The organism is Actinoplanes italicus (assembly GCF_003001815.1).
Classification (GTDB): domain Bacteria; phylum Actinomycetota; class Actinomycetes; order Mycobacteriales; family Micromonosporaceae; genus Actinoplanes; species Actinoplanes italicus.
The window spans coordinates 1-13,881 of record NZ_PVMZ01000022.1 but is presented as its reverse complement, the minus strand read 5'-3'; the positions used below and the strand labels follow the sequence as shown (position 1 = coordinate 13,881).

The window sequence follows — 13,881 nt, the reverse complement described above, 5'->3', positions numbered from 1 at the left end:
GGATACGTTTTAACCATGCGGCTGCCACCTGAGGATCGTGACCGTTCGCCGCTGACCGGCTGGACCCGGGCGCACTGGGATGCCGTCGCCGACCACCTGCTCGCCTCGGTCGAGCCGTACGCGACCGAGGGCTACGCGCAGTACCGGCTGCCCGGTCCGCCGTCGCGTGCCGGAGCGGTCAGCGACGGTCTCGAAGGGTTCGCCCGGACGTTCCTGCTCGCCGCATTCCGGATCGCCGGCGCCGGTGGAAGCGCGCCGGGTGCGTTGGTGGAGCGTTACGCCGCCGGGCTGGCGGCCGGGACCGACCCGGGCCATCCGTACGCGTGGCCGCAGATGACCGACATGTCGCAGCCCATCGTCGAAGCCGCGAGCATCGCGATCGCCCTGCACGAGACCCGGCCGTGGCTCTACGACCGGCTCGACCCCGCCGTGCAGGAACGCGTCGTGACCTGGCTGTCCGGCATCGTCGGCAAACGCACCCCGGACAGCAACTGGGTGCTGTTCCGGGTCGTCGTCGAGCAGTTCCTGGGCTCCCCCCTGCCGGGCGGGCTGAACCGGATCGAGGACTGGTACGCCGGCGAGGGCTGGTACAGCGACGGGCCCGGGCAGAACTTCGACTACTACGCGGGCTGGGCCCTGCACCTGTACCCGATCCTGTGGGCGCGGATGTCCGGCGACACCGTCCGAGGGGCGCGGTATGCGGCCCGGCTGTCGGAGTTCCTCGACGGCTACCAGCACTTCTTCGCCGCCGACGGCAGGCCGGTCTTCCAGGGCCGGTCGCTGATCTACCGCTTCGCCACGGTCGCGCCGCTGTGGCTCGGCGCACTGGCGGACGCGAGCCCGCTGTCACCGGGCCGGACGCGCCGGATCGCCTCCGGCGTGCTGCGGCACTTCACCGAGCACGGTGCGATCGACGACCGCGGTTTGCTGAGTTCCGGCTGGCACCGGCCGTTCCCACCGATGGTCCAGGCATACTCGGGGCCTGCGTCGCCGTACTGGGCGTCGAAAGCCTTTCTCGGCCTCCTGCTGCCCGCCGACCACCCCGTCTGGACAGCCCGCGAGGAACCGGCCGAGATCGAGACCACCGACGTCACCCGGTTCCTGCCGGGTCCCGGCTGGCTGCTGCACGGCACCCGCGCCGACGGCGTCGTCCGCCTCATCAACCACGGCAGCGACCGTGCCGGCAAGACGCCGTCCGACCCCCTGTACGTCCGTTTCGCCTACAGCACCCACACCGCGCCGCAACTCGATCCTGAGATCCGGCCGGCGGGCTCACACACAACGGTCGACGGGCAGCTCGTGGTGGTGGCCCCCGACGGCCGTGCCACCGAGCGTCGCCGCATCGAGCGGCTGCCCGGCGCCGCCTCCCGCTACGTCGACGGCGACGTCCGGGTGACGACCCGATCGACGATCAAGGGCGCGGCCGAGATACGTGTTCACGAGGTGACCGCACCGGCGGGCCATGTGGTGCGCGACGGCGGCTACGCCCTCGCCGGTGGTTCCCTCGCAGGTGGTTCCCTTGCCGGTGGCTCCCTCGCCCATGACGTGACCGGCGCCGCCGCGACGGTGTCGCGCCCCGACGGGCTGCGCAGCCACATGGCGGGGCTGGCCGGGTTCACCGGCGCGGGTGTCGACGACCGGGAGGGCACCGACGCCTTCGGCCCGCGTTCGGCCACGCCGTACCTCACCGCCGAACACCCCGGGGGAACACGGCGCTACGTCTCCCTGGTCATGCTCGGCGCGGGCCGGGAGGCCGGTTCCGATGATGTAACCGGTTAAACTGCCCGCACCCCGACCTCCGATCGGAGCCCTCCATGCCCCAGGCCAGTGCCCCGGAGCCCGCAGCACGCCGGGTCACCATCCGCGACGTCGCCGCACGTGCCGGGGTCTCCATCGCCACCGTGTCCCGGATCCTCGGCGGCACCTACCCGCCCGCCCCGGCCACCCGCAACAAGGTGATGCGCGCGGTCCGCGAGCTGGACTACGTCGCCAACCCGCACGCCCGGGCACTGACCGGCGCCACCAGCAAGACGATCGCGATAGTGCTGAACTCGGTCGTCTCGCCGTACTACGCGCACGTCGCCCAAGGCGTCCAGGCCGAGGCCGCCAAACACGACCGCCTCTGCCTGATCGGCACGACCGGCGGCGATGCGGGCCGCGAGCTGGCCACGGTCCGGCTGATGCGCGAGGAGGGCGCCGACGCCGTGATCCTGGTGGGCAACGTCATCGACGACGAGGATTACAAGGCGAGGATGAGCGAGTACGCCCACGCGCTCGCCGCCGCCGGCTCGCAACTGGTGCTCTGCGGCCGCCCGCCGCTGGGCCCCGGCGTACCGTCGGTGGGCGTCGAGTTCGACAACACCGGCGGAGCACGGGCGGCAACCAGCCACCTGCTGTCGGCCGGACACGAGCGCATCCTGTACCTGGCACACCGCGCCGGCTACACCACCTCCGAGGGCCGGATCGCCGGCTACCGGGAGGCGCTGGCCGCGTTCGGTGTCGCACACGACCCGTCACTCGAGGTCGAGGGCACGATGGAACGAGCCGAGGGATACCGCCTCATGAAGCGCCGCCTCGCGGCCGGACCGCCCGGCTTCACCGCGGTCTTCGCCGCCAACGACCTGGTCGCCGCCGGTGCCCTGCGGGCCCTCAAGGAGCACGGGCTGCGGGTCCCCGACGACATCTCCCTGATGGGGTACGACGACCTGCCACCCGCCGAGGACATCGACCTGACCACCGTGCACGTGCCGCACGACGAGCTCGGCCGCACCGCTGCCCGCCTCGCCTTCGAACGCGGCGCCGCCGCCACCGGCCACGTCATGCTCGGCACCCACATCGTGGTCCGCGACTCGGTGCGCCCCGCGGTCCGCCGCCGTCAGGGGCACCGCTCTATCGTCCAGGGATGATCGACGCACCTGCGGCAGCGCAGCGGAACCGGCGCGGCACCGCCGCATTGATCTTCGCGGGCCTGAGTCTGATCCTGTCCCTGATCGCCCTCGGCGTGGCATCCGCCGACGACGAGGACGCACTCCGGGTGCAATCCGGCCCCGACGTGGCCAGCGCATCGCAGGTGGAGGCCGTCGCGCACGTCACCCTGCCACCCGGAACCGTGCTGCTCTCCGCCGTCTACAGCAACGGGCTGGAGACCAGGCTGTCGGCGAAGTTCCGCATGCCACGCTCCGAACTCGACCCGTTCGTCACCGCGTCGAAGTTCACCGCACCCCTCACTCCCGGACTCCGGGCGGTGGACAAGAGCCACGACGTGGGCCAGGGCAACCTCTGGGATCCCGGTTCCGCCACGACCGTCGCCGGCATCGACGAGGACCTGCCCACGGCCGACGGCACCCGGCGCCAGGTGCTGTTCGACCTCGACACCCCCGCGACGGTCACGGTCTACCTCTACGCTGGTCGCCACTGACCGCCTGACCTCGCCGGGAGCGCGCCACCGTGAAGTACACCGTCTCGCTCGAGATCGCCCAGCCGAGGGAGCGGGTGGCCCAGCTGCTGGCGGACCCGGCACATCTCCCGTTCTGGTTGCGGGGCCTGGTGGTGCACGAGCCGATCGAGGGCCCGCACGGGCACGCCGGCACGAAGTCGCGGGTCGTGCTGGAGATGGGCGGCCAGAAGTTCGAGGCCACCGAGACCGTCACCCGCCGCGAACCGGTGGACCTGCACGAGATCCCGAGCGGCACCGTCGTTCACTTCGAACGCGAGATCGTCGGCCAGGGCATGTGGAATGCCGCCCGCGAGCGCCTGACCGAAGCCGGCCCCCAGACGACCCTGTGGGAGAGCGAGAACGAGTACCGCTTCAGCGGCGTGATGATGCGGCTGGTGGGGCTCTTGATGCCGGGCACCTTCCGCAAGCAGTCGCTGCAGCACATGAAGGACTTCAAGGCGTACGCCGAGCACGGAACAGACGTCCGCAACGCACCGGTGTGACAGCGCCCCGGCATCACGGCACCGGGCGGGCCAGGGCCACCTCCCATGCCTCCTCCGCGGTGCACGTGATGTCGGGGCGCACACCCGAGCCCTCCCAGTTCGAGCCGCTGGCGGCGTCGATGACGGTGCCCTCCGGCAGCAGGCCCGTCACCTGACCGGTCAGCCGGATCGGCGTGACATGGTCGGCGGCGCCCCGGGTGGTCTCGCCGACGATCACGGCCCGGCCCCGCACCTGCAGGTGGTAGGCCAGCGCTTCCGCCGACGAATAGGTCCGCGAGCTCACCAGCACGGCAAGGTCCTGGGTCAGCGCGAAGCCGGCGGGACGGGCACGAGTCCACCATTGGCGACGCCGGTCCGCGTAGATCACCTCGGACAACGCCCGCGCACCGTCACCGAGCAGATGTTCGGCGACCAGCGCCACCGTCCCCGGGTCACCGCCCCCGTTGCCGCGCAGGTCCAGCACCAGACGACGGGCACCACGGGCAAGATCGAAGGCGTTTCTCAGGTACGGGCCCGCATGCTCCACCGGGTCGAGGGTGTCCAAGGTCAGCGCGAAGGTGCCGTCCGCAAGCCGCCGCACCTCGCGGACACCGGCCGCCCGCGCCCGTACCTGCTCCGGATCGACCGGGTCCCAGCCACGCGACTCGCTGTCCGGCTCAGCCGTCTGGTCCGCGTCGAAATGCAGTTCGAGATGCCGGGCATGCCGCTGCGCGCGAGCCTCGACAGCACGGCAGGCGTCCGCGGTCAGCGGCTCCGGCCGGTCGGCGAAACCGGCCTCGAGATCGGCGGTGAGGCGCTCGAGCCGCGGGCCGGGCGGCATCAGCCGGCGTAGCCAGCCGGTCAGGTGGTGGGTGAAGCCGGTGACGCCGGTGCGCTCGTCGATCGCCATGATCGAACCGTATGCCGCGGGCTCGGCCGCTGTCATCGTCAACCGCTCTGCCCTGGGCAGACATGGGTGCGGCCCCGCCGGGACAGCCGGTGAGGCTGACCACAGTAGACCGCGTGCGGGGCCGCTTTCATCGAAGAAGTCCGCTATGTTGCCCGTCGATCCACAACGGGGAACGGGGAACACATGGCTGGACGACGCGCATTCGCAGGCGCGGTAGGCCTCGCGATGCTCGCCGCGGGCATCGCGGTGACGACAACGACCACGGCGGCCGCTGCCGTGCCGCCCTCACCCGGTGGCGGCGCGCCCGCCACCGAAGCGGAATCAGTCGTCCAGCGCGACCGTGCCGTCGTGCGGGGCGGCCCGGACGAGCAGTACGCGGTGCGCGACGTGCTGGTGGACCGCGACGGCAGCCGGCACGTCCGCTTCGACCGGACCTACCGAGGCTTGAAGGTGCTCGGCGGTGACTTCGTCGTGCACTCGGAGCCCGACGGACGCCTGAGCTCCACCACGGTGGCGCAGGACAAGACCATCGACCTCTCCACCAAGCCCGCGGTCTCCGCGAAGAAGGCGGCCGCGACCGTCAAGGGCGCGCCGGGCGCCGCCCTCGTCGTCGACGCGGCCGCCGGCAAGCCCGTACTGGCGTGGCGGGTCGTCGCCGACGGCGTCGAGACGATCGTGGACGCCTCGACCGGCAAGGTGCGGCGGAGGATCGACGACATCCGGACCGCCGGGCACGCGGGCTCCGGCCACGGCCTGCATTCCGGCCCGGTCACGCTGAACACCACCCGCCGCGACGACGGAAGCTTCGAACTCGTCGACCCGGACCGGGGCGGCTCCGAGACCCGCAACGCCGAGAACCGGGACAGCCCTCCGCGCGAGCAGACCGCCGCCTTCACCGACGCGGACAACACCTGGGGCGACGGTACGATCGCCGACCCGGCCACGCTCGCCGTCGACGTCCACCACGGCGTGCAGCAGACCTGGGACTACTTCCAGCGCACGTTCAGCCGTAACGGCATCGCGAACGACGGCCGTGGCGCGCTGGCCGTCGTCCACGACAGGTCCTCCGATGGCAACGCCAGCTGGAGCGACTCCTGCTTCTGCATGCGCTTCGGCGCCGGCGACGGCTGGAGCAAGGCGCTGACCACGCAGGACATCGTCGCCCACGAGTGGTCGCACGGGGTGACCAGCGCGACCGCCGACCTCGAGTACTGGGGCGAGTCCGGAGCGCTCAACGAGGCGACGAGCGACATCTTCGGCACGCTGGTCGAGTTCGCCGCGGCCAACCCCGTCGACCCGCCCGACTATTCGATCGGGGAGCTCGCCGACTTCGGTGGCGAGGGCCGGCCGCTGCGGTACATGGACGCCCCGGAACGCGACGGCCTGTCGGTCGGCTGCTGGGACGGCGGTATACGCGGCGTGCACTACCTGTCCGGCGTACCGAACAAGTTCTTCTTCATGCTGGCCGAGGGCAGCGGGAAATCGGCCTTCGGCTACGCCACCCCGTGCGACGGCGCGGCACCGGTGACCGGCATCGGCCGCGACAGGGCGGGGGCGATCTGGTACCACGCGCTGAGCCGCTACATGGTCTCGACCACGGACTTCACCGACGCGCGCGCCGCCACCCTGCGCAGCGCCGAGGACCTGTACGGCAGGGACGGCACCGAGTACGCGGCCGTCGCCGCCGCCTGGACCGCCGTGCACGTCGAGGCGGTGCGGCCGCCGACCACGCAGTCGCCGACGATCACGCAGATCGCCGACCGGACCGGCCGGGTGGGTGAGCCCGTGCGCCTGCAGGTCGAGGCGACCGATCCGCAGGGTCAGCGGCTGACCTTCACGGCCGAGAGCCTGCCGCAGGGCCTCGCCATCAGCGAGGACGGCCTCATCACCGGCACCCCGGTCGAGGACACCCGGTCGGTCACGATCGTCACCGTGACGGACCCCGACGGGAACCGTGCCACGACCGTCTTCACCTGGGACGTGCATGCCCCGCCCGTCATCGAGGACCCCGGACCGCAGCAGAATCGGGTCTTTGACACCGTCGAGCTGCAACTGCAGGCCTCCGACAGTGACTACTTCGACTGGCACTTCACCGGCCTGCCGGACGGGCTGCGCGGCGACGACCTCGGCCGGGTCGTCGGCACACCCGCCACCGAGGGCACGTTCGAGGTCACCGCGACGGCCACCGACGATGACGGCTCGGCCTCGTCGGTGACGTTCGTCTGGACCATCACGCAGGCCCCGCCCCCGGCACCGACCCGCCTGCTCTACGGGTACATGACCGACGGCGAGGTGCAGGTCGTGTGGCTGCGCGCGCCGGGCCACCCGGACTCGATCGGCGGCTACGAGGTCACCATCGGACCGGACGGTCCCACCGTCACGGTGGACGCCGACACCACCAGCACGATCATTCCCGGACTCGACCAGGCCAGGGAGTACACCGTCTCCGTCGTGACGATCCACCGCGACGGCCGCCGCAGCACACCCGCCACCGCCGAGGTGTGGAAGTGAGAGAACCCGCCGGCGAGCACCCCGGCCCCGGCGAGGGCGTCGTCGAGACGCTGGCTGAAGTCGCCGGCTTGACCCTCGACCTGGTCGAGCGTTCATGATCACGTCCGAGAACGTCGACGCGGAGGACGAGAAGTGAACGACACGGTGATGGAAGAGATCCACAGGGCGCAGCAGTTGAACGTCGGCGGCGACCGGGCCGGCGCGCGGGCGATCCTGGAACGCCTGTGGGAGACAGCCGACGACGCGCTGCACCGGTGCACCATCGCCCACTACCTCGCCGACCTGCAGGGCTCGGTGGAGGACGAACTGCACTGGGACCAGCTGGCGTTGCAGGCGTTCCCCGACCTCACCGACGAGCGCGCCCGCGAGTACGACGACACATGGCGGGCACGAGCCTTCCTGCCCTCGCTGCACCTCAACCTGGCCGACGTCCACCGGCGCGCCGGCAACCGGGAGCCCGCGCGTCATCACCTCGCCGAGGCGCGCTGGGCGCTCGGCGCACTGCCGGCCGACGACTACGGCGCCATGATCCGTGACGCCGCCGACAAGGTCCGCGAGGCCCTCGACGCCGGTTCGACGGCGCCGCTGACACCGGTGAGCTGAGGCCCGCGTACCGGTGTCAGTGGCACTGCCAGAGGAAACGGCCTTCCAGACCGTCGGGGGAGACGAAGATGTAGGCGATGCCGGCATCGCCGAAGTTGTGCCCGAGCCCATCGGACAACTGCCCGACCAGCCGCCAGCCGGGGCCCGGTGGTTCGGGGCTCTGCAGCCACCGGGGTTCGCCCCCGAGGAACTCCCACGGCGTCTGCCCGTCGGCGGTCACGACGTCGACGGGCAGGTGGTCCTCGGTGAATGACGGCCTGGCGCGCAGTCCCCGCACGGCGATGAACGAGGGCACGCGCCCGCCCGGCTGGATGATGACGGCGTTCTCGCCGCCCTCCGGCTCGAAAGTGCCGTCGACCGAGTTGTCGTCCGCCTCGTCATCCCGGTCCTCGTCCTCCTCGTCCTCCTTGTCCTCCCCGGCGGCCTCCTCGTCCTCCAGGTCGAAGATGTTCTCGTCGGACATGAAGACGTAGGCCAGGCGGATCTCGCCGGTGCCGTCGTCGAGGCGGAACTGCCCGATGAACGGCATCGGCCGGTCACGCGAGCGGGACAGCGGCCACTGCGGCTCCTGGAGCCAGACCGGATCGCCGCCGAGTTTGGTCACCGGCTCGTCGACCGTCCGACCGGCCGACTCGTATCGCACCGCACGACGCATGATTCCCCCCGGAGTGCCCGACTCCCGAGGTTAGGGTCCGGCGTCGGCCCGCGGCGCCGGAACGGGGCGAAAGGCTTCAGGAGGCAGTCTGGTACTCCTTGGCGAGTTCCTCCGCGAGCTGGTCGCCGCCGGCCGCCTTCCACTGGGCGACCGTCTCCTTCCACGACGAGACGGGCTTGCGGCCGAACGTGATCGCCGCGATCCCGTCGCCGAGGATCTGGTCGAGCTGGGCGCCCTTGGACGACTGGGTCGCCGACTGCAGGCCGGTCTGCGGGTTGGCGAGGCTCTTCGGCATCACGGCCTTCTCCCAGTCGTGGGCGGCCCGGGCGACCCCGGCGAAGCCGGGCAGGTGCAGCACGGTCGGCGCGGTGCCGATGTAGCGGATCGGCAGGATCGAGCTGTTCTCCGACTTGTACAGGTCGGTGGTGGTGACGACGCCGTTCTCCTTGGTGAAGTGCCGGCCTTCGATCCCATAGTTGATCAGCTCGTACTCCCGGGTGCCGAAGGGGGAGCTGAGGTGGTTGACGACGCGGAGCAGCATCTTCAGGCGTTCCGGCGCGGCCTTCTTGAAGGTGGCGAACCCGAACGTGCCGGTGCTGCGCCAGGTCGTGGCCTGCGGGGAGTACGGCCGGGCCAGACCGAGCTGGAACCGGTCACCGATCTTGAGCAGGTTGGACAGCGCGAGCGCACCGAAACCGTTGGGCAGGCTGGCGACCGTACCGTTGTAGAAATTGTTCTGCATGTCCGTCGAGCTCGCGGTGAGGCTGTCCGGATAGTGGGTGGCCGCGCTGGTCAGCTCGCGCATCACAGTGAGGGCCTGCTCGAACTGCGGGGTCGTCGAGGTGTGGACGAACGCGCCGCCCTGCACCGCCCAGCCGTTCGGCGCGCCGGCCGACAGCGCGTGGTACGTGATGCCGCTGAGCCCGCCGAAGAGGGTCTTGTACCAGCCGGTACCCCACCGGCGGCCGGTGCTCAGGTCGCGCATCGCGGACAGGTACTGATCGTGGTTCCAGTCCAGGGGCGCCTTCACCTCGTCGAGGCGGGTGCGGTTGACGAACATGCTGTTGGCCGGCATGGGGCGTTCCAGCGGTACGCCGTAGATGCGCCCGCCGATGCGGCCCATGCCCTGCCAGGCGTACGTGGGGATGTTGGCGATGCCCGGGTACTGCTTGACCGCGTCGCCGCCGACCAGGTCGGAGATGTCGGCGCAGCCACGCTGGATGAACTCGGCCCGCCGCGGCAGGTTGAGGTTGGTGAACATGACGATGTCGGGCAGGTCGCCGCCGGAGGCCATCAGCGTGGTCATCTTCTGCGCGTACTCGGGGTCGGGCACCACGATCACGTTCAGCTTGATGTTGAGCGCCTTGTCGATCTCCTGCCAGAAGCTGTTCTCGGCCAGGGGTTTCGGCGGCGCTTCGTAGCTGACGACCAACGCGGTCACCTCGGAGCCGTCCCCGGGCGCCTCGGCGACCGCCTGGGCGAGCTGGGCCGGATAGTTGAGGTAGAGCGGCTGGATTCCCACGCTGTCGTCGCCGGGAGCGTCCGGCTGTGGCCCGTCGAACGGGACGTAGGTCGGCCAGGGGGCCAGGTCCTTGCCCGCGTTGCCGACGTTGCCGGTCTTCGAGCCGCCACTGCTGCATGAGGCCAGGGCCGGCGCCGCGGCGACCGCACCCGCGGCGGCAATCAAGGAGCGTCGCTTCACTGATGTGGCCTTTCAGGATTTGAGGGCTCCGGTCAGGACACCCTTGACGAAGTAGCGCTGCAGGAACGGGTAGACGCACACGATCGGCAGGGTCGCCAGCACGACGACGGCCATCTGGATCGACTGAGGGGAGGAGACGGTGCCCTCGCCGCCCTCGGCGAGCGCGGCGCCGCCGGTGACGTACTGGCGAAGGACGGTGCCGATCGGCCACTTCGTCTGATCGTTGAAGTAGATGATCGCCTCGAAGAAGCGGTTCCAGTACGCGACCGCGTAGAACAGGCCGACCACGGCGATCACCGCCTTCGACAGCGGCAGCACGATGCGGCGCAGCATCGCGAACTCGCCGGCGCCGTCGAGCCGGGCCGCCTCGAGCAGTTCCTCCGGGATGGACTGGAAGAAGCCGCGCATCACGACCAGGTTGAACACGTTGATCAGGAAGGGCAGGATCAGGGCCGCGTACTGGTCGAACAGGCCCACCCCGTTGACGACCAGGAACAACGGAACCATGCCCGGCGGGAACAGGAACGTGAACAACACGAGCAGAAGGATCGGCTTTCCCCCGTACAGCCGTGGCCTGGAAAGGGCGTAGGCCAGGCCGATCGTGCAGGTCAGGCTCAGGGCGGTGCCGACCGTGGTGATGCCTGCGCTGACCAGCAGCGCCCGGGTGACGATGCCGCCGTCGAGGATCTCGCGGTAGGCGCCGACGTCGAACCGCGAGGGCCAGATCACCCAGCCGCCGTTGTCGATCACCTCCTGCGGGTCGGCGAGGCTGGTCGACACCACCGCCCACAGCGGAAAGATCACCAGAGCGACGATCACGGCAAGGGCGACGACCTTGGCGGTACGGACGGCGAAGCTCGGCCGGCCCTGCCAGGCCGGGTAGGCGAACCTGCTCATGATCGGTAGATCCCCTGCTCGCCGAACCGGTGCGCGACCCGGTTGGCCGCATAGATGAGAGCAACGCCGATGACGCCCTTGAAAAGGCCGACGGCGGCCGCGTAGCCGAAGTCGCCGGAGGCGAAGCCGGTGTAGTAGACGAAGGTGTCCAGCACCTCGCCTGCCTCGGCGCCGACCGACTGGCGTTGCAGGAAGAACTGCTCGAAGCCGATCGACAGGAACTCGCCGAGCCGCAGCACCAGCAACAGGATGATCACCGGGCGGATCGCGGGCAGCGTGACGTGCCACAGCCGTCGCCACCAGGACGCGCCGTCGAGCGCGGCTGCCTCGTACATCTGCTCGTCGATGTTGGCCAGTGCGGCCAGGAAGATGATCGTGGCCCAGCCGCACTCCTTCCAGATCACCTGCGCGACCACGAGCGGCTTGTAGGCGTCCGGGTTGCCGATGATCTCGATGCCGCCGACGCCCAGGTCGGCGAGCCACCCGTTGACCACACCGGCGCCGCCGAGCATGTGCTGGAACAGCGCGATGACGATCACCCAGGACAGGAAGTGCGGCAGGTAGACCACGCTCTGCACGAACTTGCGGATGGTGTCGCCGACGATGCTGTGCAGCAGCAGGGCCAGTGCGAGCGGCGCCGGGAAGAAGAAGATCAATTGCAACAGGGCGATGAGTACGGTGTTCGCGACCGCGCTCCAGAACAGCGGGTCGGTGAACATCCGCTCGAAGTGTGCGAACCCCACCCACGCGCTGTCGCGGACGCCGAGGAACGGCACGTAGTCCTGAAACGCGAGCACGTTGCCGAACAGTGCTCCGTAGTGGAACACCAGGAAGTAGAGCAGTCCGGGGAGCAGCAGCAGTAACAGGACCAGGTCGGCGCGCAGGCGCCGGCCTGGTCGGGCCGGTGGTGTGGCGCCGGGCTCGCTCGCGCTGGTGGTGGGGATGCCGCCGCTCTCGCGGACCCGGGTCATGACCATCCGGGCCTCACCTCTCGTGATCTTTAACCTCGGTGAAACAAGGTGGACCGAAGATAAAACGCTTTCAATCGATGGTCAAGAGTGGAGGTAGACCACTTGCTGCCCTGTCGCACCCGGCTGGGAGGAATTAGCGGGCTGTGATAGAAAACGTTTAAACATCTGGAGGTGCCCGACGTGCCCCACCGACCCGCCGCGGTCTTCGCGCTCTCCGACCGGGCGCGTCAGGAGGCGTTCCCCGTCCCCGTCCTCGACCGGCTGTGCCGCCTCGTCCGGCTCGACCCGCTGGCGAGCCTCACCGAGTTCGGGTCGCCTGCCGCCCGTACCGCGCTGGCCGGGGTCGAGATCCTGATCAGCGGCTGGGGAGCGCCCCGCATCGACCGGGACGTGCTCGCCGCCGCACCCCGGCTGCGGGCCGTCGTCCACGCCGCCGGAACCGTGAAACGCCTCGTCGACGAGGCCGTCTTCGAGCGCGGCATCGTCGTCACCTCCGCCGCGCAGGCCAACGCCCTGCCGGTCGCCGAGTTCACGATGGCCGCCCTGACCTTCGGCGCCAAAGCGGCGTTCACCCGGGCCCGCCGCTACGCTGGCGGTGGCTGGCCTCCCGCCGCCGGCCCCGGCCTGCTCGGTTCCACTGTCGGCATCGTCGGCGCGTCCCGCATCGGCCGCCTCGTCCTGGAACGCCTCCGCGACCTCGACGTCACGGTCCTGCTCGCCGACCCGCACGTCACCGCGAGCCAGGCCCGCGCCCTCGGCGCCGAGCTGCGCGATCTCGACACCCTGTGCGAGCGCAGCGACCTGCTGAGCCTGCACGCCCCCGCCCTGCCCGAGACCCGCCACCTGCTCGACACCCGCCGGCTGTCCCTGCTGCCGGACGGCGCCGTGGTCGTCAACACCGCCCGCGGGTCGCTGATCGACACCGCGGCGCTCGTCGCCGAGTGCGCCACCGGCCGCATCGCCGCCCTGCTCGACGTCACCGATCCCGAGCCCCTGCCGGCCGGCCACCCGCTGTTCGCCCTCGACAACGTCTTCATCACCCCGCACCTGGCCGGCGCCGAGGGCCGCGAGGTGCGCCGCCTCGGCGAGTTCGCGACAGCCGAGATAGCCCGCCTGCTACGCGGCGACCCCCTGCACGGCCGCATCCACCTCGACCACCTGGCATGGATCGCCTGATGACCACCGGGCCGGACCGGCCCGATCCGGATCCCCGGCGCGCCGCTCCGGGGATCCGTCTTCATTCTGGAGCTGCCAGACCTCGGCACGGGAGTCACGGCTGTCAGGCCCGGCTCGGCTCCGCGCCGGGCAGACCCCGCGTCGCCTCGGGGGCGGGCAGGCCGCCGGGCTGCTCGGCGGCAGATCCGGAGACCTCGGCTTCGGCCGCGCGTACCTCGGCGTCGACTTTCTGGGCCTCTGCCGCCGCGGCCCGGGCCGCCTCGGTGGCCTCCCGTTCGACGGCCTGCGCGTTCAGGCCGGCCGCGGGCTCGTCGCCGACCATGCCGGCCAGGCCGCCCAGTGCGCCGCCGAGACCCTCGAGAGCCTTGGTCAGCTCGGTGGGGACGATCCACACCTTGTTGGCGGTGCCGTTGGCAATCTGCGGCAGCGACTGCAGGTACTGGTAGGCGAGCACCTTCTGTGACGGGTTGGCCTGGTGGATCGCGTCGAAGACGGTGCGGATCGCCTTGGCCTGTCCCTCGGCCTGCAGGATCCGGGC

General features: G+C 70.7%; 12 protein-coding genes and 1 pseudogene. 7 read left to right on the top strand and 6 right to left on the bottom strand.

What is annotated here, in order from left to right; all coding sequences use genetic code 11:
* Nucleotides 1-15 precede the first annotated feature (15 nt).
* From CLV67_RS39345 to CLV67_RS39330, 4 genes are read left to right on the top strand one after another with little or no spacing between them, the layout of a single operon-like run.
* Nucleotides 16-1,779 (top strand): DUF2264 domain-containing protein, encoded by a 1,764-nt coding sequence (locus CLV67_RS39345; protein ID WP_106327957.1) that lies wholly within the window; start codon nt 16-18, stop codon nt 1,777-1,779.
* Nucleotides 1,780-1,814: 35 nt separating this feature from the next.
* Nucleotides 1,815-2,906, top strand: coding sequence for a LacI family DNA-binding transcriptional regulator (locus CLV67_RS39340; protein WP_106327955.1), 1,092 nt, complete (start codon nt 1,815-1,817; stop codon nt 2,904-2,906).
* Complete coding sequence (locus CLV67_RS39335; RefSeq protein WP_106327953.1) at nt 2,903-3,418, top strand: hypothetical protein; 516 nt, start codon at nt 2,903-2,905, stop codon at nt 3,416-3,418. The genes CLV67_RS39340 and CLV67_RS39335 overlap by 4 nt, the downstream gene beginning before the upstream one ends.
* 29 nt (nt 3,419-3,447) lie before the next feature.
* Nucleotides 3,448-3,939: an SRPBCC family protein gene (locus CLV67_RS39330; protein WP_106327951.1), complete on the top strand. Its 492-nt coding sequence runs from the start codon at nt 3,448-3,450 to the stop codon at nt 3,937-3,939.
* A gap of 13 nt (nt 3,940-3,952) precedes the next feature.
* On the opposite strand, the gene CLV67_RS39325 is transcribed toward CLV67_RS39330, so the two are convergent.
* Complete coding sequence (locus tag CLV67_RS39325; protein ID WP_170154175.1) at nt 3,953-4,828, bottom strand: S41 family peptidase; 876 nt, start codon at nt 4,826-4,828, stop codon at nt 3,953-3,955.
* A gap of 183 nt (nt 4,829-5,011) precedes the next feature.
* Between CLV67_RS39325 and CLV67_RS39320 the strand changes: the two genes are divergently transcribed.
* Nucleotides 5,012-7,339: a M4 family metallopeptidase gene (locus tag CLV67_RS39320; RefSeq protein ID WP_106327947.1), complete on the top strand. Its 2,328-nt coding sequence runs from the start codon at nt 5,012-5,014 to the stop codon at nt 7,337-7,339.
* 147 nt (nt 7,340-7,486) lie between these two features.
* Nucleotides 7,487-7,942: a hypothetical protein gene (locus tag CLV67_RS39315; RefSeq protein WP_106328249.1), complete on the top strand. Its 456-nt coding sequence runs from the start codon at nt 7,487-7,489 to the stop codon at nt 7,940-7,942.
* Nucleotides 7,943-7,958: 16 nt separating this feature from the next.
* Here CLV67_RS39315 and CLV67_RS39310 read toward each other — a convergent pair whose 3' ends face one another.
* The 4 genes from CLV67_RS39310 to CLV67_RS39295 form a co-directional block, all read right to left on the bottom strand.
* Nucleotides 7,959-8,597 carry a hypothetical protein gene (locus CLV67_RS39310; protein ID WP_203736925.1) on the bottom strand — a complete coding sequence of 213 codons (639 nt, stop codon included), beginning with the start codon at nt 8,595-8,597 and terminating at the stop codon, nt 7,959-7,961.
* 76 nt (nt 8,598-8,673) lie between these two features.
* Entirely contained in the window at nt 8,674-10,299 is a 1,626-nt protein-coding gene (locus CLV67_RS39305) for an extracellular solute-binding protein (protein WP_106327942.1), read from the bottom strand.
* Nucleotides 10,300-10,311: 12 nt separating this feature from the next.
* The gene (locus CLV67_RS39300) at nt 10,312-11,196 is read right to left on the bottom strand and encodes a carbohydrate ABC transporter permease (protein ID WP_106327940.1); all 885 of its coding nucleotides are present in this window, start codon (nt 11,194-11,196) and stop codon (nt 10,312-10,314) included.
* On the bottom strand, nt 11,193-12,173 hold the full coding sequence (locus CLV67_RS39295) for an ABC transporter permease (protein WP_239166102.1): 981 nt from the start codon (nt 12,171-12,173) through the stop codon (nt 11,193-11,195). The genes CLV67_RS39300 and CLV67_RS39295 overlap by 4 nt, the downstream gene beginning before the upstream one ends.
* A 174-nt stretch (nt 12,174-12,347) precedes the next feature.
* Here CLV67_RS39295 and CLV67_RS39290 point away from each other — a divergent pair, with 174 nt between their 5' ends.
* Complete coding sequence (locus CLV67_RS39290; protein ID WP_106328245.1) at nt 12,348-13,343, top strand: hydroxyacid dehydrogenase; 996 nt, start codon at nt 12,348-12,350, stop codon at nt 13,341-13,343.
* A gap of 103 nt (nt 13,344-13,446) precedes the next feature.
* On the opposite strand, the pseudogene CLV67_RS39285 reads toward CLV67_RS39290, so the two are convergent.
* A pseudogene (locus tag CLV67_RS39285) lies at nt 13,447-13,881 on the bottom strand (SPFH domain-containing protein); the annotation flags it as partial.